19 protein-coding genes are annotated in these 24,140 nt (G+C 64.6%); 5 read left to right on the top strand and 14 right to left on the bottom strand.

Annotated features, from left to right (window positions below; all coding sequences use genetic code 11):
* Positions 1-23: 23 nt before the first annotated feature.
* From D779_RS14590 to D779_RS14565, 6 genes are all read right to left on the bottom strand, one after another.
* The gene (locus D779_RS14590) at positions 24-215 is read right to left on the bottom strand and encodes a hypothetical protein (protein WP_043755434.1); all 192 of its coding nucleotides are present in this window, start codon (positions 213-215) and stop codon (positions 24-26) included.
* Positions 216-457: 242 nt separating this feature from the next.
* Positions 458-1,021, bottom strand: coding sequence for a [NiFe]-hydrogenase assembly chaperone HybE (hybE, locus tag D779_RS14585; protein ID WP_043755585.1), 564 nt, complete (start codon positions 1,019-1,021; stop codon positions 458-460).
* Positions 1,011-1,628, bottom strand: coding sequence for a TorD/DmsD family molecular chaperone (locus D779_RS14580; RefSeq protein ID WP_043755431.1), 618 nt, complete (start codon positions 1,626-1,628; stop codon positions 1,011-1,013). The genes hybE and D779_RS14580 overlap by 11 nt, the downstream gene beginning before the upstream one ends.
* The gene (gene nrfD, locus D779_RS14575; protein ID WP_043755429.1) at positions 1,622-2,581 is read right to left on the bottom strand and encodes an NrfD/PsrC family molybdoenzyme membrane anchor subunit; all 960 of its coding nucleotides are present in this window, start codon (positions 2,579-2,581) and stop codon (positions 1,622-1,624) included. The genes D779_RS14580 and nrfD overlap by 7 nt, the downstream gene beginning before the upstream one ends.
* A gap of 3 nt (positions 2,582-2,584) precedes the next feature.
* Positions 2,585-3,202, bottom strand: a complete 618-nt coding sequence (locus tag D779_RS14570; protein WP_043755427.1) for a 4Fe-4S dicluster domain-containing protein — start codon at positions 3,200-3,202, stop codon at positions 2,585-2,587.
* A gap of 13 nt (positions 3,203-3,215) precedes the next feature.
* Complete coding sequence (locus D779_RS14565; RefSeq protein ID WP_043755423.1) at positions 3,216-5,996, bottom strand: molybdopterin-dependent oxidoreductase; 2,781 nt, start codon at positions 5,994-5,996, stop codon at positions 3,216-3,218.
* 310 nt (positions 5,997-6,306) lie between these two features.
* On the opposite strand from D779_RS14565, the gene pap reads away from it, so the two are divergent.
* Positions 6,307-7,854 carry a polyphosphate:AMP phosphotransferase gene (gene pap, locus D779_RS14560; protein WP_043755421.1) on the top strand — a complete coding sequence of 516 codons (1,548 nt, stop codon included), beginning with the start codon at positions 6,307-6,309 and terminating at the stop codon, positions 7,852-7,854.
* Between the two features lie 170 nt (positions 7,855-8,024).
* Here pap and D779_RS14555 read toward each other — a convergent pair whose 3' ends face one another.
* Complete coding sequence (locus D779_RS14555) at positions 8,025-8,810, bottom strand: FRG domain-containing protein (RefSeq protein WP_043755419.1); 786 nt, start codon at positions 8,808-8,810, stop codon at positions 8,025-8,027.
* A gap of 163 nt (positions 8,811-8,973) precedes the next feature.
* Here D779_RS14555 and D779_RS14550 point away from each other — a divergent pair, with 163 nt between their 5' ends.
* Together D779_RS14550 and D779_RS14545 are read left to right on the top strand one after the other, a co-directional pair.
* Positions 8,974-9,747 carry a lysophospholipid acyltransferase family protein gene (locus D779_RS14550; RefSeq protein WP_052348153.1) on the top strand — a complete coding sequence of 258 codons (774 nt, stop codon included), beginning with the start codon at positions 8,974-8,976 and terminating at the stop codon, positions 9,745-9,747.
* Between the two features lie 68 nt (positions 9,748-9,815).
* Positions 9,816-10,466 (top strand): GNAT family N-acetyltransferase, encoded by a 651-nt coding sequence (locus D779_RS14545; protein ID WP_043755417.1) that lies wholly within the window; start codon positions 9,816-9,818, stop codon positions 10,464-10,466.
* A 61-nt stretch (positions 10,467-10,527) separates the two neighbouring features.
* Here D779_RS14545 and D779_RS14540 read toward each other — a convergent pair whose 3' ends face one another.
* Complete coding sequence (locus D779_RS14540; RefSeq protein ID WP_043755415.1) at positions 10,528-11,904, bottom strand: KamA family radical SAM protein; 1,377 nt, start codon at positions 11,902-11,904, stop codon at positions 10,528-10,530.
* A gap of 308 nt (positions 11,905-12,212) precedes the next feature.
* Positions 12,213-12,761, bottom strand: coding sequence for an oligoribonuclease (gene orn / locus D779_RS14535; protein WP_043755413.1), 549 nt, complete (start codon positions 12,759-12,761; stop codon positions 12,213-12,215).
* Between the two features lie 216 nt (positions 12,762-12,977).
* On the opposite strand from orn, the gene D779_RS14530 reads away from it, so the two are divergent.
* On the top strand, positions 12,978-13,262 hold the full coding sequence (locus D779_RS14530) for a c-type cytochrome (RefSeq protein ID WP_043755410.1): 285 nt from the start codon (positions 12,978-12,980) through the stop codon (positions 13,260-13,262).
* 4 nt (positions 13,263-13,266) lie between these two features.
* A complete protein-coding gene (gene rsgA / locus D779_RS14525) occupies positions 13,267-14,277 on the top strand; it encodes a ribosome small subunit-dependent GTPase A (RefSeq protein WP_043755408.1) in 1,011 nt (336 codons plus the stop codon).
* A gap of 6 nt (positions 14,278-14,283) precedes the next feature.
* Here the strand turns inward: rsgA and D779_RS14520 are convergent, their stop codons facing one another.
* The 5 genes from D779_RS14520 to D779_RS14500 all read right to left on the bottom strand — a co-directional run bounded on the left by D779_RS14520 (position 14,284) and on the right by D779_RS14500 (position 23,698).
* Entirely contained in the window at positions 14,284-16,488 is a 2,205-nt protein-coding gene (locus D779_RS14520; protein ID WP_232424202.1) for a GGDEF domain-containing protein, read from the bottom strand.
* A 107-nt stretch (positions 16,489-16,595) separates the two neighbouring features.
* On the bottom strand, positions 16,596-17,912 hold the full coding sequence (locus D779_RS14515) for a homoserine dehydrogenase (protein ID WP_043755406.1): 1,317 nt from the start codon (positions 17,910-17,912) through the stop codon (positions 16,596-16,598).
* 129 nt (positions 17,913-18,041) lie between these two features.
* The gene (gene alaC, locus D779_RS14510) at positions 18,042-19,244 is read right to left on the bottom strand and encodes an alanine transaminase (RefSeq protein WP_043755577.1); all 1,203 of its coding nucleotides are present in this window, start codon (positions 19,242-19,244) and stop codon (positions 18,042-18,044) included.
* A gap of 232 nt (positions 19,245-19,476) precedes the next feature.
* Positions 19,477-21,879: a penicillin-binding protein 1A gene (locus D779_RS14505; RefSeq protein WP_332307765.1), complete on the bottom strand. Its 2,403-nt coding sequence runs from the start codon at positions 21,877-21,879 to the stop codon at positions 19,477-19,479.
* Positions 21,880-22,432: 553 nt separating this feature from the next.
* A complete protein-coding gene (locus D779_RS14500) occupies positions 22,433-23,698 on the bottom strand; it encodes a cytochrome c family protein (RefSeq protein WP_232424201.1) in 1,266 nt (421 codons plus the stop codon).
* Positions 23,699-24,140: the final 442 nt, after the last annotated feature.

The following is a 24,140-nucleotide window of genomic DNA, read 5'->3' as shown; positions in this document are numbered from 1 at the left end:
CTCGACCCGAGTTCTCGAAGGTGCTACGCATGGAGGCAAGGCGCCTTCGTGGACTCCGGCTCGGCCGGGGCTCGCATCGGCCTGGCATTGGGCGTCTGAGGCACGAATCCGGGATATCCGGCCTGGCGCATGGCCAGCGAGGCCATGCCGAGCATGCAACCGTAGGCGAAGGCGCATCCATTGACCGCACCGAACCACTGATAGACGTATGTCATTGGATGTCTCCCCTTCGCTGATCGACTGCCTGATGCCATCCGTCGCGTTCGGGACGAAGGGGACGGGAGACTTGCATCGATCCAATCGGACACCTTGGAAACATGGTGTCGACCCACCCGCCCCGCCTGGCCCCACTCGGATTCCATTCCCTTCGATTTCAGATTAGGAGCTTCGACGCAGGGCGGACGGGAGCTGGTTCTCAGATTGGATCGCGAGCCGATGGGGTGCGCATTGGAGGGATTCAGGCGCCCGGCTTGAGCCGCCGGAACAGCTCGCGACGCGAGATCTCCTTCTGCATGGCGCAGTCGCGTCTGGCCTGCTCCATGTTCTCGTCGCGGGTGCGGATGACCTGATTCCAGTCCTCGAACACCGCTTCGGGATCGGCATAACGCTCCAGATCGAGACAGATGGGCTGGAGCAGATAATGGCCGAGCCTGGAGTGATAGTTGAGATGGGCGCGCTGGACCTGGCCGAGCAGTTCGAGGCTCAGCATGGGGCCCAGCACCAGATAGTCCGCGTCGGATCGCTCGCCGGCAGACCAGCCCGGCGGAATATCGATGTCGAGCGGACGGTCCGGAAACAGCAGACGCGCGAACATCCAGGGCGTGAGCAGCAGCAGCACCCGCCAGTCTTCGATCCGGCGCAGTGCGCGCGGCTGGATCGGCAGGGCCAGATTGAGCGAGGGATCGCCCGCCAAGGGGCCTTCGAGCAGCGAGCGATGGACCTCCAGAACCATCGAGGACAATGCCTCGTCGTCCTCGGTGAGATCGGGACCTAGGGTCTGCCAGCCGGATTCAAGCACCATCGTCGACATCCTCGCACATGGCGCCAAGACGCTCGCCCAGCACCCGATAAAGCCGCAGCTCGGACGCTTGCCGGAGATCCCCGGCGAAACGCGGCAGCCAGCGGAACAGATGCTCCTCCCACAGCTCGCGTTCGAGCGCGTCGATCAGACATTGGCCCGAATCCGGCTCGGCGGATCGGACCAGATCGGCCAGATAGGCGGCGCAGTCCAGCAGGGTTCCCAGATAATCGGCGGCGGCGCCCTCGGGTTCGAGACCGGCGCGCCGATAGAAGGCGGCCAGATCCGAGGCCATGGTTCCTCCCATCTGCCCCTGACGATAGGCCGACTCGAACGGCGGACAGGGCGTCTTGGGGTAGCCGTTGACGAACAGCCGCGTGTGCTCGGCCTGCCAGCGGTCCAACGGCATCCCCTCCAGTTCGGCGACCGCGGACTTCAGCCAAGGGGCCTGCTCGGCCATCTCGCGCAGCGCCTCCAGCGCGCCCTCCTCCGGCATGGAGAGAAGAATGGCCAGGCAGCGCAGATCCTCGGGAGATGGACCCGCCCCACGATCGGAGCGGGCCTCGGGGCCGACGCCGGCCCCGCGCGTTTCTATATCCCGGCTCACCATGGATAGGCGTAGACGCCGGCGTACATGAAGTAGTGGCGCAGCATATAGCCGCCCGCCAGCACCAGTACCGAGGCGGTGATGATGGGCACCCGGGTCGACCAGCCCTTCATCACGCCCTTGAGCTCGAGGAAGAAGGGCACGATGAGACCGAAGCCGATGAAGCCGACCATCCAGCCGTAGTCGTTCCACAGCAGTTCGAGCGAGCGCACGGCGGATTCGGAGCCGTTCTTGAGATACATGTAGAGCGAGAAGAGCACCACCAGCTCGCCGGCGATCAGCACCAGGTCGATCCGCTCGTAGAGCACGCGGATGGACTCGTCGGCCTGCTCATGGAGCAGGGTGTACATGAGCAGCAGCAGAAAGGCCATGGCGGTCGAGAAGGCCGACACGGTGAACAGCAGCGGCACCGCCGGGTTGTGCCAGAGCGCGACCGCCGGGAAGGACTGCAGCAGCAGACCCGTGTAGACGGCGACGCCGACGCCGTTGACCACGGCCAGCCAGCCGACCTGACGATGGAAGCGGTTGACCAGCTTGGAGATGCCGATCACGAACGGACGATCGATCAGGTCCTTGATCACCGGAACCTTTTTGGGGAACTCGGTCTCGCGGACATAGGGCAGCGCATAGAGGACGCCCCATACCATCATCCAGATGATGAACTGGGTCCCCCAGGCGATCCAGGCGGTGGACTGGTTGAACATGGCCATGGGGTTGAGGATGGTGAGTACGGCCACCTTGTCGAGCAGATGGCCGAACAGCATCAGCGAGCCCAGGGCCAGCAGCACCACGCCGGCGCCGGCACCCCAGATCACCAGATCGCGGCTGGGCTTGAGATACATGTCGGTGAGGAAGGTCACCGCCAGGGTCGCGGCGCCGAGACCGCCGAAATAGAGATAGATGGCGAGCCACCAGGTCCAGATGTCCTGGGTGGCATAGGTCATGTTGACTTCCATGGCTCAGCTCCTCCAGCGGATGTCGTCGATGTAGTAGACATTGGGCCGGGTGCCGATGTGCGGCATCAGCGGCCGTGCGGCACCGCTCGCGACCATCTGGGCGACCGGATCCTCGGGATCGTCGAGATCGCCGAACATGCGCGCCGAGCCGACGCAGGTCTCGACGCAGGCCGGCTTGCGGCCCTCCTCGACCCGGTGATCGCAGAAGGAGCACTTGTCCATGCTGGGACTGGTGCGGTGGTAGTCCGAGCCGTAGAACTCGCGCCCCTTGCGCATGTCGGCATGGGTGACCGGGACCCGGGCGTGATAGGGACAGGCCATGGCGCAGGCGCGGCAGCCCATGCACAGATCCTGATCGACGAAGACGATCCCGTTTTCCTTCTTCTGGGTGGCCCCGGTCGGACAGACCGACATGCAGGGCGGGTTGTCGCAGTGGTTGCACAGACGCGGGAAGAAGCGGCGATTGACGTCCGAGCCCAGACCGATCTCCTTGTCGTGCACATAGGTGCGCCATTTCTGCACGTCCCAGACCGGGCTCTGGTTCTCCATGGCGCAGGCCGCCATGCAGGCGTTGCAGCCGACGCAGGTGTTGAGGTCGATGACCATCGCAAAATGTGGCATGTCTCAGTCCTCCTCAGGCCCGGGCGACGCGAACGGTGAATTCCTGCGAGCGGAAACCCGCGACGACCGGCTCGACCTGGTAGGGAATCAGCTTGCTGGTCGCGGTCCCGTCGCCGTGGGTGCGCGACAGGGCCTTGTTCTCGACCCCGAACGAGCTGTAGATGAAAAGCACGTCCGGATGGATCAGACGGGTCACGTAGGCGTGCCCACCGGCGTGCTGACCCGACTGGGTGTTGGTGATCTGGATGGCATCGCCCATGGCGATGCCGAGCTTCTCGGCGCGCTCGGGGTGGATCCAGACGCCCTTGTAGACGTCGCTCTTGAACTCGTTGATCGCGGCCAGGACCGGATTGTTGTTGTTGGTCGAGGCGTGCGAGACGGTCGGCGTCTTGCCGTAGGTGAAATAGAACTCGTCCTTGGCGAGGGGCGCCGCGACCTCCTGTGGCGAGCCGGAACGCAGCTTGACCGGGATCCAGGTCGCCAGGACGCTGAAGTTGGGTTCCAGATGTCCGTCGTTGCGAAGCTGGCGCATCAGGCTGGAGAAGAACTCGACGCGCCCGCACTCGGTCGGCACCGGCATGCGCCAGGGCATGGCGTGCTTGTCCAGGATGTGCTCGCGATCCTGCTCGTGATAGACGCCCTTGGCGCGCAGCACCTCGTCGATGTGCTCGGGCGTCACCCCGAGACGCTCGGCGGTCTGGGCGAAGGCGACCTCGCGGCAGGCGAGCTGATAGGCGCCCTTCTTCATCGTCTGGCGGTTGCGCTCGAGCACGGCCTTGATCGGCTCGGCCTTGAGTCCGGTGAGCTTCTCCACCCATTCGTGGAAGACCTGGGTGTTGCCCGAGATGATCTCGGTCATCTTGAGCAGGATGTCGGCCGTCTCCTCGGTATCGTAGAGCGGCGGAATGGCCGCATAGCGCGTGGTCAAGGCCTGATCGTGATTGACGCCGTTGCCGTAGATGGTCGGCTCGTCGCGTTCCAGATAGGTGGTGTTGGGCAGGATGACGTCGGCATAGGGCGCGGTATCCGAGGGCAGCACCTCGATCATGACCACCAGCTCGACGTTCTCGTGACTCAGGGTCTCCTTCCAGCGGCTGTCCGGATAATAGTGACGCACCGGGTTGGAGGCGTTGATGAGGAAGGCGCGGGTCAGATAGGGCTCGTCGCCATGCTTGACACGGCCCTCGACCGATTCCTTCAGACCGGACTCGGTCATCACCGGCAGGGCGACGTTGAAGCGCCCGGCGGCCTTCTCCTGCGCGTTCCAGGCCCAGGCCCAGCCCGGATGGCCGTGCGAGAAATTATCGCCATTGGAGAGCGCGCCGATGACCATCTTGGCGAAGGCCATGCCGGCGAGCGTCGCCAGCGGCGAGCCCATCTCGTAGCCGTGCTCCATGGCCTCGTACATATGGGCGGCCTTGTGATGGACCTCGGCCGAGTTCATCCAGCCGCCGGTGCGGTCGAGACCGCCGGTCAGGGCCTGGATCATGGCCTGGACCCGACGCAGCATCATGACGCTGCCGTAGCGGGCGCCGTGCCAGCCCGGATCGATGATGGCCGGACGCGTGGTGCCGAACTCGTGGGCAATGCGGACGATGGTCTGGGACGGGATGCCGGTGATGTCGGCGGCCCACTCGGGGGTGTAGGAGGCCAGCTCCTGGAGCTGGGCCTCGAACACGGTCATGACCGCGCGGCCGTCGAGACTGTAGGCCTCCGGGCTCAGCAGCGCCGGGGTGAAGGCGTTGCCCTCGATGTCCACAGTGTTGTCGTTGGTGAAGGCCGCGAGGGTGCGCACCTCGTTGGTGCCCTCGACCAGCACCTGGGGACGGCCCTCGACGTCGGTCAGGAGCTGGAGCTCGCCCGCGTCGTCGCGATAGGCCAGGAAGGGCATGTTGGTGTGCTTGCGCAGGAAGACGCCGTCGTAGAGCCCCTCCTCCATGAGGATGCGCATCATGGCCAGCAGGAAGGCCAGATCGGTGCCCGGTTTGATCTGCAGCCATTCGTCGGCCTTGGCGCCGGTCTCGGAGCGGCGCGGATCCAGCACCACGATCTTCGCGCCCTTCTTGCGGCCCTGGGCGAAGCGCACCATGCGGCAGGTGGAGACGCCGCCGATCGAGGCGTTGTTGCCGACGAAGAGGATGTACTTGGCGTTGTCGAAGTCCGGCAGCATCTCGTCGTGGATGTTGAAGTTGCCGGTCACGAGGTCGGTCCCCATGTGGCCCGTGGTGACGCAGTGCTGCATCGGCGAGGCGACGATGTTCGGCACCTCGTTGGCCATGGCGAAGGGCACCGCCCAGCTCATGTAGAAGACGCAGGAGGTCCAGCCGCCGACCATGGTCCATTCCCAGGGCTTGATCTCGGCGGTCTGAGACTTCTTGGCGATGTACTCGTAGGCCTCCTCCCAGCTCGCGGCGCGGAAGGCGTATTCGCCGCGCTTGCTGCCCTCGACCCGGATCAGGGGCGTCTTGAGGCGGTCGGTGTCGTAGGTCTGGCGCAGGCCCGACTGACCGCGGGCGCAGATCTTGCCGCGGTTGAGGGTCGAATAGGGGTTGCCGTCGAGCTTGACCACCCGCTTCTCCCCATTGCGGGTATGGCTGGTGACCTTCAGGTTGCACACTGACGAGCAGAAGTTGCAGATGCTGTAGGAAACCTCTTCGATGACCTCGTCATCGACGTCGGCCATGGCATTCTTGACGGCGTTCGAGACCGGCGACAAGAGCGTCAGGCCGGCCGCGCCGTAACCGGATGTTTTCAGGAACGCACGGCGGGACAGGCGTGGAATGCTCCAGGCCATGGGACAGTCCTCCAAGGTGGTCGTTTCGATCCCGGGTCATGGCCGCGGGATGCGGGTTTCTTGCTTGCGGTCATGCGGCGAGCGAGGGTCGGAGCGCAACATTAAGACAAGGCCGAGAGTCGCCTCCATAAGAAGGTCCTGAATCCTTGATATGTATCAATCGCGCCCGCCAAAATGGCCCGGTTCGGATCTTGAATCACAGTTTGGACGGATATCGGGGGTGGTCGTCTCGATTTGCGGAGAAGAGACTCCAACTTGGCCTAAACTCGGCCCACTACCCCTGACATCCAGCCCGACGAGGAAATGATGCATGTTCGAAGCAACGAAGGTCGGCCGCACGGTCAGCAAGCAGGACTTCAAGGAACAGCAGGAAGAACTCCGAACCCAGCTCCTCGCCGTCCAACGTGATCTCAGGGTCTCCAATATCCCGGTGATCGTACTGGTCTCGGGCGTGGAGGCCGCCGGCAAGGGCGAGGTGGTCAACCGTCTCAACGAATGGCTGGACACCCGAGGGGTGCAGAACTTCGCCTTCTGGGACGAATCGGACGAGGAACGCGAGCGTCCGCGCTACTGGCGCTTCTGGCGTTCCATGCCCGCGCGCGGCGAGATCTCCATCCTCTTCGGCGGCTGGTACCAGACCCCCATCGAGCACCGCTTCAAGGACGCCTGCAGCGAGGCCGAGCTCGACGGCGAACTGAACCGGATCGTCGACTTCGAGCGCATGCTGACCCAGGACGGCGCACTCATCGTCAAGTTCTGGTTCCACATGTCGGAGTCCGACCAGAAGTCCCGGCTCAAGGAGCTGTCGCGCGACGACAAGAGCCGCTGGAAGATGGTGCCGGACAAGAGCAAGTTCTCCGAGCACTATGCCGCCTTCGAACAGGTCGCCGAGCGGGTCATCCTCCACACCGACCGAGGCACCTCGCCCTGGTATCTGGTCGAGGCCGGCGATCGGCGCTATCGCGATCTCACCGTCGGCAAGACGCTGCTGCATGCCATCCGCTCGCGCATCGCCGAGACGACGCCCGACGAACCGAACGGCACCATCCCCGGCCCCGACCTCCCGGAAAGCCCCACGGCTCAGATCACATTGCTCGACCAGCTGGACCTCTCGCTCACCCTGCCCCGCGACGATTACAAGAGTCGCCTCAAGAAGCTCCAGACCGAGATCAACGAGCTCGCCTGGTCCGCCTACAACCAGAAGCGCTCCACGGTACTGGTCTTCGAGGGCATGGACGCCGGCGGCAAGGGCGGTGCCATCCGGCGCATCACCAGCGCCGTCGACGCCCGGCTGTTCCGTTCGATCCCGGTCGCCGCGCCCACCGACGAGGAGAAGGCCCATCACTATCTGTGGCGCTTCTGGCGTCATCTTCCGCGGGCCGGCCATATCACCATCTACGACCGTTCCTGGTACGGGCGGGTCCTGGTCGAGCGCGTCGAGGGATTCGCCGCCGACGCCGAATGGCGCCGCGCCTATTCCGAGATCAACCGCTTCGAGGAGCAGCTGGTCGACAGCGGTGTCATCCTGGTCAAGTTCTGGATCCATATCAGCCAGGAGGAGCAGCTCAAGCGCTTCAAGGACCGCGAGGACGTGCCCTACAAGCAATACAAGATCACGGACGAGGACTGGCGGAACCGCGAGAAATGGCCCCAGTACAAGGAGGCGGTCAACGAGATGGTCGTGCGTACCAGCACCAAGCACGCCCCCTGGACCCTGGTCGAGGGCAACGACAAGCCCTATGCCCGCGTCAAGGTCCTGCGCACCATCTGCGACTCGCTGAACGAGGCGCTCAAGAACCCGCCCTCGCCCACGGCCGGCTATCTGCCCTGCGGCGAGAAACGGCCCATGGGCAAATGAAGCCGAGTCGGCGCACACCGGATAGGGCTCCCGGCGGACGCCTCGAAACATGAAACGGACGGTAGGTTGGGCCGACGCGAGGAGGCCCAACAAGGCGGCGGCTGGCTGGCGCGCCCCGGATAAGGCGACCTGTTGGGCCTCGTACGTCGGCCCAACCTACATGACTGTTTTCAGCAACGCGGACTGTAGTGCCGCTTCAGCCAGGCCGTCAGCCCTTCCAAGCCAGGAAAGAAGACCCGTTCGGTCACGTTGGACTGATCCAGCTTGTCGCGGATCTCCCACTTCAATTCGGCCGGAATGACGATCCGCCGACAGATCCCGGGATGGTCCAGGAGCCAGCGGTCCATGGCCAGCATCGGATCCGAGCTGACCGAGAAGAAGGCGAACTGGTTGACGATGCGGTCGTCGATCGAGGGCGGCTCGAAGAAGAGCGTGAAGGGCAGGTCGGACAGCTGATCCAGCTCGGTAAGCGACTTGACGGTCTCGGAGAGCATCTCGACGGTGAAGACGTTGGCCCCCTCCAGCTCCAGACGCGACAGCAGCCGCTCCGGCGCCATGCGGTGGGTGGCGAGATAGTTGACCGCCCAGATGACGCCGTCGCGGTCGATCTTGTCGACATGGGCGGTGGCGAAATGCAAGGCCACGAAAGGCGAATAGGTCCAGTCGAGCAGCCGGGTCGGCAGACCATAGTGCTGGGCCACCGCCAGCCAGTGCCACACCGAGTCGCGCTCCACTACCCGCCGGTGGGCGTATTTGCGGAAATTGCGCAGCAGATGACGCTCGAGCTGGGCATAGCCGCCGCCCAGCCGCATCAGGGTGGTCTCGAGCCCATAGTCGGCATCCGAGAGTCCGCGGAAGGCGTAGCGCGAACGGTAGCGGCCGATCTCCGGGACCCAGGAATCGGCGAACAGGATCTCCTGCAACTCGCTCCATGAGGATACGGTAAAGGTTTCCACTCTGATTTCTCTCCGGATGCCCGAGCGCATCCACTCTATCGGCCGAGGCTGACAGTTCCGTGACGCCGCCGCGCGGACAAACAAGTGCAAAGAAACGGTCGCGGGAATGCAACCCACGCCTGCGAAGATGGCCGATAGTCCAAGTACAGCCGACTTCGCACCCATGCCCGTCGCGATCGACTCGACGCCAGCGAACAAGCCATTTGCGGATCCCCGCGAGACACCCGTCTGGAGCCTTCCCCTGCCGTCGCTGGACCGCGCCGGCGATCGCCTCCTGGTGCGGCTGGCCGCGAGTCTCGCCCTGCGACAGGTGCGCCCTATCCGGAATGCCGAGCGGCTGCTGCCCGCGGCGGATCCCTTCATCCTGGCGGTCAATCACAGCTCGCGCCGCGAGGTCGTCTTTCTCACCGCGCTGCTGATGCTGCTGCGCGGCGGCCGGCCGGTGCATTTCCTGGCCGACTGGAATTTCAGGCTCATCCCGGGCGTCGGCCATCTCTACGACCGGGCCGGAGCCATCACCATCGCCCGCAAACCGGCACGACCGGCCTTCCTGAACCGCTTCCGCCAGGCGCATGCCGGCCCGACGACGCCTTACGAAGCCGCGCGCCGACGGCTCGACGAGGGCCGCTCGATCGGGATCTTTCCCGAGGGAACCGTCAACGGCGCGGCGGACAGGCTGCGTCCGGCACGCTCCGGGGCCGCCCGTCTGGCCATCGTCTGCGGAGTGCCGGTGCTGCCGATGGGGATCCGCTTCGCCGGCACACGCGACGGCGGGAGCCGCATCGACCCGTCCAGCCCCATCGAATTCGTCGTCGGCGAGCCGCTCCACCCGCCATTCCGCAGCGAGCGGCCCGGACGACTGACCGTCGCCGGCTTCAAGGCCCAGATCATGGAGGGAATCGCCCCGCTCTGCGGTAAAGGAACCGCCCAGTCCTAGACGACCCATCTCAACGCATTTCCCCCCAGACAACCGACCGAATGGCTTCAGCCGCGAGGAACAGCGTCGTGCCCAAGAAGATCCGCGTCACACGAGTCGAAACACCCGAGACCCGCGAGCAGGCGTTGAGCGTGCTGCGATCGACCTATCGGGACGAGAAGCGCTGGGTGATCGAGGCCGAGTCCCAGCTTCCCGAGAGCGATCTGAACGAGAGCCAGATCTCCTGGTTCGTCGCCCTCAGGGACGAGGAGCCGGTCGGCGTGCTGCGCATCCACTATCAGCCCCCTGTCGCCCAGTATCGCGAGTACGAGATCGATCTGCTGGACCAGCGGATCGATGTGGATCAATTCCTCCGCACCAACCGGATCGCCGAGATCGGCCGCTTCGCGATCGTCCCAAGCTGCCGCCGCAACCTGATGATCGCGGTGGCGCTGATGCGCGCGGCCACCCGGGAGACGGTCGAACGCGGCTTCACCCATTACATCACCGACGTCTTCGAGAACGACCCCCATTCGCCCTACGGCTTCCATACCCGGGTCATGGGCTTCGCCGCGGTCGCGACCCACGAGCGCGGCGAACTGCGCTGCGCCAGTCGCCGGATCACGCTCATCCTGGATCTGAAGGCCGCTTATCAGCGGCTGCGCCGCAGCCGCAACTGGATCTTCCGCAGCCTGACGGCCGACTGGGACGAGGGACTGCACCGCCAATTGGCGATCTGAGACCGACCGGGTCCTGGATCCGCGTCATTGCGGGTCCAGGACGGTCATGGAGGCGAACTGCCTACTGAATGGCCCGAACCAGGCCCTGCTGCATGGCGGCATATTCCTTGTCGAAGAAGAAGCTCTCCTCTCCGAAGGCCGGCTTCAGCTGATCGAGCCAAGTGGCCTCGGGATCGTATCTGGCGAAGAAGGGCCGCTGAACCCAATCGGCATCGCGTCCCTGGATGAAGCGCAGGACGAAGACCTTTTCGCCCTGGATCTCGGTGATGCCCTGGATCTCCACCTTGCCAGGTCCGGCCGACATGGAGGGACCGCGCGCGGTCCGTCCCAGACCGGAGACGCGCTGCATGGCCTGACGATAGATCTCCCAGGCACGCGCCAGAGGAACGCCGAAATAGTGCTGAGCGCCGGTATCGCGCTCGACGAACATGTAATAGGGGATGATTCCCTGCCTGACCTGAGCCGTCCAGAGATCGGACCAGACGCGCGGGTCGTCGTTGATGTGTCCCAGCAGCGGACCCTGACTGCGGATCTCCACGCCCACGTCGCGCAGCCGGCGTATGGCCTCATGAGCGACCTCGGTCGAGAGCTCGCGCGGATGGTTGTAGTGGGCCATGATGGCCACGTGCTTGCCGCCTTCGATGAGACGCTCGAACAATCCGAGCATCTCGTCCGCATCCTCGTCGGTGACGAACCGATACGGCCAGAACGACAGGGACTTGGTCCCGATGCGAACCGTTTGGATATGCTCCAGATCGGCGTTCAGCAGAGGTGTCAGATAGGAAGAGAGGTGACGAGCCTTCATCACCATAGGATCGCCGCCGGTCACCAGCAGATCCGTGACCTGGCGATGCTGGCGCAGATAACGGTGCAGCATCCCGGCCTCGTTGGTGGCGATCTTCAGCGTCTTGTCGCCGACGAATTGCGCCCAGCGAAAGCAAAAGCTGCAGTAGGAGTGACAGGTCTGCCCCTGAGCCGGGAAGAAAAGCACCGTTTCACGGTACTTGTGTTGAAGCCCCTCGAGCGGACACCCCTCGTCGGTCGGCGTGTTGAGGTCCATCTGCCCGGCCGGATGCGGATTGAGCCGCACCCGGATCTCGTTGGCGAGGGTCTGAATCTCATCCCGGCTGGCGCCGCGACGGTGCAGATCGGCCATCCGCTCGAAGTCGGCATCGGACAACATGCCCCGCTGGGGGAAGGTCAGCTGAAAGATCGGATCCTCGGGAACCCGGCTCCAGTCGATGAGCTCGTCGATGACATACTGATTGACCCGGAACGGCAGAACGCTGGCCACGACCTGCATGGCGAAGCGATGCTCCGGATCCAGAGACTTCAACCGTTCGATCTGGTCGAAATGGCGATCGGTAAAGACCTGAAACCGACGCGGCCTCAGGATGCCGTCGTGCCTTGCGGCTCCTGCGACGTGAGTGGTCAACATGGCAACCTCCCCTCAGCCAAATCCACGGCTGTCAGTTGGTGAACGAATCAGGCCTCGATCCACGAGTGCCCAAGAGAGAGTCGGGTGCTACTCACCCGGCGGAGAGCCCAATCGCGAGGCGGTCTCCAGAGTTGCCGACATCCCGACGGGATGCCCGCGCTGCAAGCGCATCATGGCCCATCCGCTTGGATGGACTGGCAAGGGAAAAGGTCCGGAATACTAATCACTAAATACCGGATCTGCAAGCTAGGAAAAAGGCTCGACCCATCGGTGGATGCGACGAGCGCCCAAGGACGAACCCGGCGAGATCAAAAGGGACGTATGAAGTGGGTTCGATAGTGACGGAGCTCTTCGATCGACTCGCGGATGTCGTCGAGCGCCAAATGACGCGAGGTCTTCTTGACGCTGCGAGCCACCTCGGGCGCCCAGCGCTGCGCCAGGATCTTCAGCGAACTGACGTCGAGATTGCGATAGTGGCAGTAGCCCTCCAGCTTGGGCATCCAGCGGGCGAGAAAGCGCCGGTCCTGACAGATACTGTTGCCGCACAGGGGCGATGCCCCGGCCGGCACGTAGTCGGCCAGAAAGGCGAGCGTCGCGGACTCCGCCTGCCCCTCGGTGACCTTGCTGGCGCGTACCCGATCCAGCAGCCCCGAGGCGCCATGATGCTCGCAGTTCCAATCGTCCATGGTGGACAGAACGGACTCGTCCTGATGGATCGCGATGACCGGCCCCTCGTCGAGGATCTGCAGATTGGTGTCGGTGACGATGGTGGCGATCTCGAGAACGCGGTCGCTGGAGGGATCCAGTCCGGTCATCTCCAAATCGATCCAGATCAGGTTGTTTTCGCTCTCGCTCATGCTCCAATGCTCTCCTCGGGTGAACGAAACGATGCCGACGGACACCAGCGGCCAGGGCCGACAGCCTCGCTCCGGAACGGATCGGAGGGGAGTCTAGCGCAGTCCGGAGACCAGCGGATGCGATACCACCAGAGGGATTGGAGTCGGCGAAGGCTGCCGTCCCTCGCATCAGCCCCTACAATAGCGTTCGAGATCACGAACTCGGAGTAAGCATCCATGCTCGAACGACAGCCCACCCCAATCCTCGCCTGCGCCGGGCTGCTGGTCTGTATGGCCAACGCGACGGCCGCCGAAACGGCACAGGAGCTCTATCAGCATCGTTGCATCGGCTGCCATGGCAGCGGAATCCACACCCGCATGGGCTGCAAGGTCGGCTCGGCCGAGGAGCTCGAGACACAGGTGCGGCGCTGCGAGCTGGGTCTGGGCCTGAACTGGTTCGACGAGGACGTCGCCAAGGTCGCGGACTATCTGAACCAGAATTTCTACCACTTCAAGCACTGATCCGATGCCAAAACGCCGGCTTTCAGAACGCCAGATCGAGCGTATCCGTACCATCCAGGAACGGCGCCGCGAGCGGCTCGCCACACGCGCGGATGCCGCCCTGGCCGAATTCGATGCCCACTCGGAGCCCATGGAGGGCCGGGTGGTGGTCCGCCACGGCGCCAACCTGGCCGTAGAGGACGGAAAGGGCAGGATCCATCATTGTCTGTCACGCCAGAACATCGGACATCCGGTGTGCGGAGACCTGGTCGTCTGGCAGTCGACGGGCGAGGATCAGGGCGTGGTCACCGCCATCCAGCCCCGCGCCACGGTGCTCAGCCGGCCCGATTTCAATGGCCGGGACAAGCCGCTCGCCGCCAACCTGAGCCAACTGGTGATCCTGATCGCGCCAGAACCCGAACCCAGCGGCTATCTGGTCGACCAGTATCTGGTCGCCGCCGAGCTGATCGGCGTCCAGCCGCTGATCGTCGGCAACAAGATGGATCTCCTGGGCGCGGACGCGCGCGCAATCTTCACACGCCGTTTCTCGCACTATCCAGACATCGGCTACGAAATCCATTGGGTCAGCATGCGCGACCCCGAAACGCTCGCGTCGCTGATCGCCCGGCTGGGCCGCGAGACGAGCATCCTGGTCGGTCAGTCGGGGGTCGGCAAATCCTCTCTGGTCAAGACACTGCTGCCGGACCGGGAGATCCAGATCGGACGCCTGTCCAAGGCCACGGGACTGGGACGCCATACAACGTCTGCCGCGACCTGCTACCGGCTGAACGGCGGCGGCTTCCTCATCGACTCGCCCGGCGTGCGCAGTTTCCGGCTCGGCGCCATCGATCGCGAGGGACTGCAGCGCGGATTCCGCGAATTCGCACCCTTCCTGGGTCGATGCCGCTTCGCCGACTGTCATCATGCCCATGAGCCAGACTGCGCCATCCGCGAGGCGGTCGAATCCGGATCCATCGCGCCCGAGCGCCTGGCCAACTTCCATCATCTGCTCGGACGCAAACCGGGCCAGGGTTGAGCGTCCTCAATAGCTCTCGACCCGGTTCCGCCCCGCCCGCTTGGCCCGGTAGAGGGCCTGATCCGCGATGACGATGAGCATCTCGGGCGCAACCGCCATCTCGGGCCAGGAGGCGATGCCGACCGAGATGGTGACGGATCCGAGCGGGCAGCCTTCGTATTCGAAGGACTCCGTCTCGATACCCTGGCGCAGCTCCTCGGCGCGCTGTCGGCAGTCCTCGAGGCGCGTCCCGGGCATCACCACGGTGAACTCCTCGCCGCCATAGCGGCAGACCAGATCCGTCTGCCGGAAGACGCCCGACAGAATCTCGGCGACCCGCCTCAGCACCCGGTCGCCAGCGGCATGGCCATGGGTGTCGTTGAAACGCTTGAAATGATCGACGTCGCACATGATGACCGACAGCGGCCGTTCATGCCTCGCGGCCAGGCTCGCCTCGCGGCTGAACATGTCGTCGAGAAAACGGCGATTCTTGATGCCGGTGAGGCCGTCCTCGTAGGAAAGTCTGCGCAGTTCCCCATGAAGGCAGTGCTGAGACAAGACGAGACCGATCTTCTCCAGTCCGAGTTCGATCAGAGAGAGCCACTCGGTATCCTCATCCGAATCCGCGCGACCCCGCTCGTCCGGTATCCGCAGCCACAGCACTCCCAGCTCGCATTCGCCGTATCTCGGATCCTCGTAGCGGAGAGGCAGACGCCAATGGCGGTCGACCGTCAGGATGCCAGCCGATTCGCACACCGGAACCAAGGACGGTATGCCGGACCGCGAGGCATCGAGCCAGGATGCCTGCAGGCGATAATTCCCCGCATCCTTGTCCAATCGATAGTAGGCGCCCGCCAATGGATGGCAGAACGCCGAAAGCCATTGAGGCAGACTGGAGACGGCCTCCTCCATTTCCTTGCAGCCCTGGAGATCGGACAACAGACGTTCGAGCTCGGCGCGCTTGCCGCTCTCGACCTCCAGCATCCTCGCCCTGCGCCGCTCGCGACTCACCAGCCTGGCGAGTGCGGCCGTGCGCCGCCTGACCTCCTGTTCCAGCGACAGATTGAGCGCCTGCAGCGCCACCTGAGTACATGCGTAATAGCGCAGCGAGACGATGACGACCGCCAGCGAGAAGGCCAGCGCGCCCCAGGCGACCGGCACCTCGACCCAGGGGATCAGGCCGTGCGCGACCGCCATGTCGAGCAGCAGCAAGAGGCTCAGAATGGCGTGGGCCGCCAGGATCGCCTTCTGGTCGTTGTTGCCGTGCACGGCTACATGGACCGCCGGGATCAGCAAGAGGGCCAGCGAGATCGCGAAGCAGGCATCGAACACCGGGTAGGTATCGGCGAGCGACACCATCCCGGTCCAGGACAGAGCGAGCGCTCCAACCAGATAGAAAAGATGGAATCTCCAGACGAGCCCGACCAAGGGGGCCCGCATGGGCCTCAGCCAGCGGTCCAACAGAAAGGCCATGGCGATCGGAATCGTGAAATATCCGATCGCTCCCATATAGTCCCACAGCAACGGACGGTCGATGACGAGCAGATTGATCTGACTGCCGCTGAGGACCATGCAGCCGGAGGCCAAGGAGAAGAGTGCCAAGGTCGTGAAGCTCAGGCGCTCTCGGCTGAGGAAACCGAAGAACAGCGACAAACAGGCGATGAGAAACGAAAAGCCGCCGATGACGAGACGCTCGATCGAACTGCGCACGACCCCGAGGAGCAGATCGACCCGTTCCATCACCCGGATCCGCCCCCACAGACCGATATCCATGTAGTCTGAAAAGACTCGGAAATAGACCCGCTTTCCAGCGCAGTCCACCGGCAGCGGGATCATGTGCCACGGCCAGCCCTCGAAGCGCCCCTCGCCCTGCGCGCCGAAATGTCCGAACCGGTAGATCCTGCGGCCCTCGAGATAGACCTCGACGATCAGGTCCACGCTGAAGACGTAGAGCACCGGGTCCCGCCAGCTCCCGTCTGGCAGGGTGGCGCGGAACCAGACGTTCGTTTGCGAGCCGCGTCCAGGCGGATTGGACGGAAAGCCGATGGAGGACCAGCGACCCGAGGCGTCATCATGGGTCCAGAGCGGCACGCCCTCCGGCGTGAAGGGAGAGTCGCCCCAGCGATATTCCCAGCCCGACTCGAGATCGACCACATCCGCCGCGAGACAGGAGGACCAGCCGCAGCAGGCGGCCACGACCAGCAGGTAGAGAATCAGCGATCTCGCGCTCACGGACACCGATGCCTGTTGAATCCAGTTCGATCCATGTCCGAGGTCTGACCGTTCCGGCCGGCCCGGTCGGGGAACAGGGCCAGAAGACCGGGGAACAGGTGTCGCGATTAACCTGAAAGGGTCTCCATGCGAATCCGCACCACCGACCCCTGCACCGAATCCAGCGCCTCGATGCGGGCGAGCGCCTCCTGCATTCGGCCTTCGAGCACGCGGTGGGTCAGCATCACCAGATGCACGTGGGTCTCGCCCTCGGCGGGCTCCTTCTGCTTGATGGCCTCGATGCTGATGCCCTGCTCGCCGAGGATGCTGGCGATGCGCGCCATGACGCCTGGCTGATCCAGGGCCGAGAGACGCAGATAATAGGCGGTCTCGACCTCTTCCATCCCCAGCACCGGCGTGTCGGCCAGCTCGTCCGGCTGGAAGGCGAGATGCGGCACCCGGTTGTTGGGGTCCGTGGTGAGGGTCCGCACCACGTCGACCAGATCGGCGACCACCGCCGAGGCGGTCGGCAGTGCCCCGGCGCCGGCACCGTAATAGAGCGTCGGCCCCACGGCGTCGCCCTTGACCAGCACCGCGTTCATGACGCCGTTGACGTTGGCCAGCAGACGGCGCTCCGGGATCAGGGTCGGATGCACCCGCAGCTCGATCCCGCAGTCGGAGCGTCTGGCGATGCCCAGATGCTTGATGCGGTAGCCCAACTCGGCGGCATAGACCACATCCTGCGTCTCGATCCCGGAGATGCCCTCGATGAAACAGCGCTCGAACTGCAGCGGGATGCCGAAGGCCAGAGAGCCCAGGATGGTCAGCTTGTGGGCCGCGTCGATACCCTCGATGTCGAAGGTGGGATCCGCCTCGGCATAGCCGAGCGTCTGGGCCTCGGCCAGAACCTCGGAGAAATCGCGACCCTTGTCGCGCATCTCGCTGAGGATGAAGTTGCCGGTACCGTTGATGATGCCGGCGATCCACTCGATATGATTGGCGGCCAGGCCCTCGCGCAGCGCCTTGATGATGGGGATGCCGCCGGCCACCGCCGCCTCGAACCCGACCACCACGCCATGCGCGCGGGCCGCGGCGAAGATCTCGTTGCCGTGCTTGGCGATCAGCGCCTTGTTGGCGGTGACCACGTGCTTGCCGTTCTCGATCGCCCGCAGCACCAGTTCGCGGGCCGGGGAATAGCCGCCGATGAGCTCGATGACGATCTGGATCTCCGGGTCCTCGACCAGCGCAAAGGCGTCGTCTCCGATTCGGCCGATGCGATCCAGCCCCCGGATGGTCTCGGGCCGATACTCGCGCGCTGCGGCATGGGCGATGTCGATTCCCCGCCCGGCACGGCGAGCGATCTCGGCGGCATTCGCGGTCAGGACGCTGACGGTGCCGCCGCCGACCGTTCCGAGACCCAACAACCCGACCTTCACCGGTTCCATGCATTTCACCTCGATATGACCTTGTATATGAGCCGCCCGGACACCGGCACGGGGTCCGCGAGCGGCGACTGGACAGGCGCGCAGCCTGCCCAGGCTCAGACGAGCGATTCTCTGTGAGAAGACTCCGAATCAGGCGCCGGCGCGCGAATCCCGCCGCAGCATCTCCTTGATGCCGCGCACGGCCTGGCGGGTACGATGCTCGTTCTCGATCAGACCGAAGCGCACGTGGGTATCGCCATATTCGCCGAAACCGATGCCTGGCGACACCGCGACCTTGGCCTCGCGCAGGAGCTTTTTGGAGAACTCCAGGGACCCCATGCCGCGATACTGCTCCGGGATCGGGGCCCAGACGAACATGGTGGCCTTGGGCGGCTCGACCGCCCATCCGGCGGCGGTCAGACCGCTGCAGAGCACGTCGCGACGTGCCTCGTACATATCGCTGATCTCGCGCACGCAGTCCTGCGGCCCCTCGAGCGCGGCGATGGCCGCCACCTGGATCGGGGTGAAGGTGCCGTAGTCGAGATAGGATTTGATGCGGGCGAGCGCCGAGACCAGGGTCTTGTTGCCGCACATGAAGCCGACGCGCCAGCCCGGCATGTTGTAGCTCTTCGACATGGAGAAGAACTCGACGGCGATGTCCTTGGCCCCAGGCACCTGGAGGATCGAGGGCGCCTTGTAGCCGTCGAAGACGATATCGGCATAGGCGATGTCGTGCACGACCCAGATGCCGTGCTCGGCGGCGATGTCGATGACCTTCTGGAAGAAGTCGAGCTCGACGCACTGTGTGGTCGGGTTGCCGGGGAAGTTGATCACCAGCATCTTCGGCTTCGGCCAGGATTCCTGGATCGCCTTCTTCAGCTCATCGAAGAAATCCACTTCCGGGGTCAGACGCACGTGACGCACGTCGGCACCGGCGATGATGAAGCCGTAGGGATGGATCGGATAGGCCGGATTGGGCACCAGAACCGTGTCCCCGGAGCTCATGGTGGCGAGCGCAAGATGCGCCAGCCCCTCCTTGGAGCCGATGGTGACGATCGCCTCGGTCTCCGGATCCAGGTGTACGTCGAAGCGGTCCCGGTACCAGTGACAGATGGCCCGGCGCAGCCTGGGAATGCCCCGGGACACCGAATAGCGATGGGTGTCGCGACGGCCCGCGGCCTCGGTCAGCTTGTCGACGATATGCTGCGGCGTGGGCTGATCCGGATTGCCCATGCCGAAATCGATGATGTCCTCCCCGCGCGCTCGCGCCTCGGCCTTCAATTCGTTGACGATATTGAAGACGTAGGGCGGCAACCGCTTGATACGGTGGAAATCTGGCTCGGGGGCGACCACGGAGGACCTCATGATGGTGGTTGGGGAAAAACTTCAGAGTCTACAGCCGCCGCAGCGAGATTCAAACAACCTCGACGACAAACCCGGAAATTCCCGCGAACGGCCGAGAGAAGGGCTCACGTCGATCCGTCTTCTCCTCGACGAGATCGGCGAGCTGAGCTTGGCCAACCAGGCCAAGCCGCTGCGAGTGCTGCAGAAAGACACCTTCGGTGCGCGAAACAGGATTTGGCGGTCAGAAGAGATCGTCCATCACCCTCGGCGCGGAGCGATTCACCGAGCGGCTGGGCCCGCCTCTGGAGCGGTCGGCGACCGCGACCGGCGCGGACTCGGCCTCGGTGCGGAACTCCTCCTGGACGTATTCGAGGATTCCGTTCTTCGAGCCGGTCTCCACACCGCGCGCCGGATCGACCCTGACCTCGATCAGTCCGGCCGGTAGATCCAGGGTGGCGATCGGCCGGTCGGCGAGCGCCTCCCGCATGAAGTCGACCCACATGCCGAGCGCGGCCTTGCCGCCGCCCTCCCCGCGTCCGAGCTTGCCGAAATCGTCGAAACCCATCCAGGCGACGGTAACGAAATCCGCCTGATAGCCGGCGAACCAGGCATCCCGATAGTCGTTGGTGGTGCCCGTCTTGCCGACGATGTCCGGGCGCTCGAGCTTTTTGGCCCGGGTCGCGGTTCCGTGCTCGACGACCTCGCGCAGCAGCGAGGTCATCTGGAAGGCCGTGCGCGGATCGATGACGCGCTCGGCCATGCGGGTCGGTTCGGTGCCGCGCGTCGTGGCCGAGCCGTCCCCGGTCTTGAACCAGCAGTCCCGACAGGCCGAGGGCGGATTGGCCTGGAAGACGACCCGGCCGTCGGCGTCCTCGATGCGTTCGATGAAATAGGGAATCACGTGATAGCCGCCGTTGGCGAAGACGGCATAGCCCTCGGCCAGCTTGACCGGAGACAGCTCGCCCGTCCCCAGCACCATGGACAGCCCCTGGGGCATGGCCTCGGGGCCGAATCCGAAGCGGCGGATGTAGTCCTGGGCCGCGTCGATCCCCAGGCTCTGCAGCAGATTGATGCTGGCCAGATTGCGCGACAGGGCGAGTGCCTGGCGCAAACGGATTGGGCCCAGCTCCTTGTGGTCGGCGTTCTTCGGATTCCAGCGCTCGCGGCGCGGCAGCTTGACCGCCACGTCCTTGACCAGGGACGCGGGCGTCCAGCCCCTCGACAGGGCCGCGGCATAGACGAACGGCTTGAAGCTGGATCCTGGCTGGCGGCGCATGTCGACCGCGCGGTTGAACTTGGTTCCGGTGAAGGCGTAGCCGCCGACCAGGGCGCGCACGGCACCGTCATGGGGATCGATGGAGACCAGGGCGCCCGAAACGGCCGGCACCTGGGTCAGCGCCCAGTCGCCGTCCTGGTTCCGTTTGACCCGGATCAGATCGCCGACGGCGACGGCGTTGGATGCGCTGCGTTTCGGGCCGTTCCAGCGGGCGCGGTTGCGGCTCGTGCGCGCCCAGGACAGGTCCCGGGAGCCGAGCGTCGATCGCCGTCCCTGTCCGAGATAGACCTCGGCGCCCCTGCGAGTCACCCGAGTCACCAGCGCGGGCTCGAGCCCGGGGATTCGGGTCGCCGCGGACAGATGGGCATCCATGTCCGCCTCCGTCATGCCGGCGATATCGAGGCTCGCCTCGGGGCCGCGGTAGCCATGGCGCCGGTCGTACCGGCGCAGCGCGGTGCGCAATGCCTCCTGTGCATCGGTCTGCAGCCTGGAGTCGACGGTCGCGGTCACCCGGTACCCCTGGCTGATGGCGTCCTCGCCGTAGAAGCGGATCATCTCGGCGCGCACCATCTCGGCGACATAGCCCGCCTCGAGTTCGGGCGCACGACGATGAAGAGCGGCCCGGTCGGGGGCCGCCAGCGAGGTCCGATAGGTGTCCTCGTCGATATAGCCCAGCTCGCGCATGCGTCCCAGGATGTAGTCGCGGCGCTCGAGCGCCCGCGCCGGATTGGTCACCGGGTTGTTGGCCGAGGGCGCCTTGGGGATGCCCGCCAGCATCGCCGCCTCGGCCGCCGTGAGCTGGTCGAGCGGTTTGTCGTAGTAGAGCGCCGCGGCCGCGCCGATCCCGTAGGCGCGATGCCCGAAGAAGATCTGGTTCAGATAGAGCTCGAGGATCTCCTCCTTGGTCAGGGTCTGCTCCACATGCAGGGTCAGCAGCACCTCGGTCAGCTTGCGCTGGAAGGTCTTTTCGGGCGTCAGAAAGAAATTGCGCGTCACCTGCATGCTGATGGTGCTGGCGCCCTGCGATTTGGTGCCGGTCTGCAGATAGCTGAGGATCGCGCGCCCCATGCCGACCGCATCGACGCCGCGGTGCTCGAAGAAGCGGCTGTCCTCGGTCGCCAGAAAGGCCTGGATCACCAGGGGCGGGACATCCTTCAGCGCCACCGGGCGACGGCGCTGGACCCCGAACTCGGACATGAAGGCGCCGTCCGCGGCATAGACGCGCAGCGGCTCCTTGAACTGGACGTTGCGCAGCTGCTCCACGTCCGGCAGGTCGGGAAGGGTGACGCCGACGAAGACGGTCGCGCCCACGAGCCCCAGCAATGCCACCTGCATGGGCAGAGCGAAGGCGCTGGAGATGAAATGCACGAACCAGCCGAACACCGAGCGCGGAAACCGGGACGAGCGCCGCCGGACAGGTCGCGTTGAGACAGGACGTGCATTGTCCTTCGGCGCGGAGGAAGGAGCGTCGGCTGCGTGCGGCAGCGGACGGGCGCCAGCACGCGCTGGATCGGATGCCTGAGCCAAATTCCACTCCGTCCGTTGTGGATGAGCCATGGAGCCCGCCGCCCTGCCGAGGATGTCGGCCCTTGTCTTGGCGTCGAGCGTATCGGATTGTACACCATGGCACGCATCGGCCGATGCGTGCCTGACATCGAGACTCGACTGGATTGACCTCGGATCCATGCGGTTCGATCGAGACCGCATGGACCCTCGGCTCATCGGTTCACGGAGGAAATCGAACGGATGCGCCCGAAAGACCCTGGCAGACAGGCTCCGCGGCCAGTGCCAAACCGGGCGGGATTCTCAGATCCATGAGCCGAGAGGCTGAGGATAGCCGTGGTCGCCGATCGCCCATCACCACCCGAGCCTCCCGGCCCTGAATCCAGAGCCCATCCGCTGACTTGCTAGAGATGCCTCTCTATTCCTGTATCGGGTTCTCGGCAACCGCGATCAGAACCGGAGAGGTGACCTCCTGAGGTAGGTGATCGAACTTCTTGGCCAATGACGGCCACAGCAGACTGTAGTAGAGCTCTCCCCGGACCAGGACCACGCCCTCGGTCGGGATCTCGTATTCCAGCTCGCGAATCTCGTGCGGCTCGAGACGCGTGTCGCCGCCCGGTTGCGTGGCGGTCGGAGGTGGCGCCGGATGTCCCTCGTCGTCCGCCAGTCCGTAGGCGAAATAGGCGCGGGGATCGCCCTCGGCCGGATGGCCCTCGGAATTCTTCCAGACGACCTCGCCCGCCCGATCATAGGCGGTCAGCACGAGGTGCAGGTTTCGGAAGGGCGCGCCCGTCGGCATCGCATGCGGCTGCAGGTTGCGCAGCTGGACCCGCGTCTCGATGAGGTCTCCGTCCGGCTCGCTCTCGAGCGCGAACACGATGGATCGCTCGAGCATGGCCTGGTGGTGACCGCCGCCCATGCTGTGATCGGCGAAGCCGCCGGCGACGGGCATGTGGCAGGTCTGGCAGGCGACCCGGCTGCCGCTCTCGACGAATTCCCCGCCGGTCTGACACAGAGGCACCCCTTGAGGGTTCTTGCGCTGATCGTGACAGCCCATGCAGGCGTCCGAGGTCCTGAGCTGGACCGGGTTGGATTCCATTTCGAGCGCCGGGATCCGCTTGCCGTCCATCTCGACCGGCTCGCCGAGATGAGGATTGGGCTTCTGATCCTCCGCGCTCGCGGTCGCCGCCCCACCGAAGGGGTCATCGACGGCGACGAGCCGATCCAGGCCCCTCGGAAAGCCGACCGGCCCCTGGAGCACATCGGAGACCGCGTAGGCCATGAGACCATAGCGGGTCTTGCCGCTCGCGTCCTCGATGCCCTTGTAGTCCTTCAGGGTGTGACAGGCGACGCAGTTGACCCCTTCGCTGTACGCGGGCATGGCATCCAGCTTGGTGGTCTTGTCGCGCGCCGCGTTGGGGGCGTGGCACTGAAGGCATACGGGGAATTTTCCCGACTGCTTGTGGACCACCCCTTCCGCGGTGGGATCGCCGACCACCTGGTTGTAGAAGGCGCCGTGAATCGGATCCGTCAGGGCCGTGCTCTGGGCATGCATGGAGCCTTTCCATTGGCGATAGATCTCCTGGTGACAGGTCTCGCACACCTCCGAAGAGACCCGGTGCAAGGGCTCGGTCGATTCCTCCGCATGCACGGCCGACACCCTGATGCCAAATGCCACGAGCATCGACGCCATCCAACATCGGACCAATACATCTCGATTCATTCGCATCTGTCGTCACTCCTCTGAGTCGCTGTTGTATTTCCAGACCGCGGTACGTCCGCGGCGCGATTATTTTACATTCCCAATGAAAACAGAAGCACGCAATGAGGATCGAGGCGATCATGACCACATTAGAAGCGAAATATAATTTTATGATTTTCTAATATAAATGCGCAGATAATCAGGGCGATATTCGAGTAGCCAGCCGTTCGCCGAGACCCGGCCGATTCCATCCGGATGTCCAATATCTGTCTCGCGCATTGCCCAATCCATTCGTTTTCCGAATAATGCGACCCGCGAGGAGATGAGACTTCAAGTAAGCGTTCAGACCCTCCTCCTCCCTTGGGGACGTGAAGACAGACGGGCTCCGCTATGGCAAAGTCAAAACCACGACCTAAACGACGCC

The organism is Imhoffiella purpurea, from assembly GCF_000585215.1.
Classification (GTDB): domain Bacteria; phylum Pseudomonadota; class Gammaproteobacteria; order Chromatiales; family Chromatiaceae; genus Imhoffiella; species Imhoffiella purpurea.
This window is presented reverse-complemented; position numbering and strand designations above follow the sequence as displayed.

Bases quoted from the DNA above. Each gene is read 5' to 3' on its own strand.
- D779_RS14590 (WP_043755434.1), bottom strand. From the start codon at position 215: ATGACATACGTCTATCAGTGGTTCGGTGCGGTCAATGGATGCGCCTTC.
- hybE (WP_043755585.1), bottom strand. From the start codon at position 1,021: ATGGTGCTTGAATCCGGCTGGCAGACCCTAGGTCCCGATCTCACCGAG.
- D779_RS14580 (WP_043755431.1), bottom strand. From the start codon at position 1,628: ATGGTGAGCCGGGATATAGAAACGCGCGGGGCCGGCGTCGGCCCCGAG.
- nrfD (WP_043755429.1), bottom strand. From the start codon at position 2,581: ATGGAAGTCAACATGACCTATGCCACCCAGGACATCTGGACCTGGTGG.
- D779_RS14570 (WP_043755427.1), bottom strand. From the start codon at position 3,202: ATGCCACATTTTGCGATGGTCATCGACCTCAACACCTGCGTCGGCTGC.
- D779_RS14565 (WP_043755423.1), bottom strand. From the start codon at position 5,996: ATGGCCTGGAGCATTCCACGCCTGTCCCGCCGTGCGTTCCTGAAAACA.
- pap (WP_043755421.1), top strand. From the start codon at position 6,307: ATGTTCGAAGCAACGAAGGTCGGCCGCACGGTCAGCAAGCAGGACTTC.
- D779_RS14550 (WP_052348153.1), top strand. From the start codon at position 8,974: ATGCCCGTCGCGATCGACTCGACGCCAGCGAACAAGCCATTTGCGGAT.
- D779_RS14540 (WP_043755415.1), bottom strand. From the start codon at position 11,904: ATGTTGACCACTCACGTCGCAGGAGCCGCAAGGCACGACGGCATCCTG.
- orn (WP_043755413.1), bottom strand. From the start codon at position 12,761: ATGAGCGAGAGCGAAAACAACCTGATCTGGATCGATTTGGAGATGACC.
- D779_RS14530 (WP_043755410.1), top strand. From the start codon at position 12,978: ATGCTCGAACGACAGCCCACCCCAATCCTCGCCTGCGCCGGGCTGCTG.
- rsgA (WP_043755408.1), top strand. From the start codon at position 13,267: ATGCCAAAACGCCGGCTTTCAGAACGCCAGATCGAGCGTATCCGTACC.
- D779_RS14515 (WP_043755406.1), bottom strand. From the start codon at position 17,912: ATGGAACCGGTGAAGGTCGGGTTGTTGGGTCTCGGAACGGTCGGCGGC.
- D779_RS14500 (WP_232424201.1), bottom strand. From the start codon at position 23,698: ATGCTCGTGGCATTTGGCATCAGGGTGTCGGCCGTGCATGCGGAGGAA.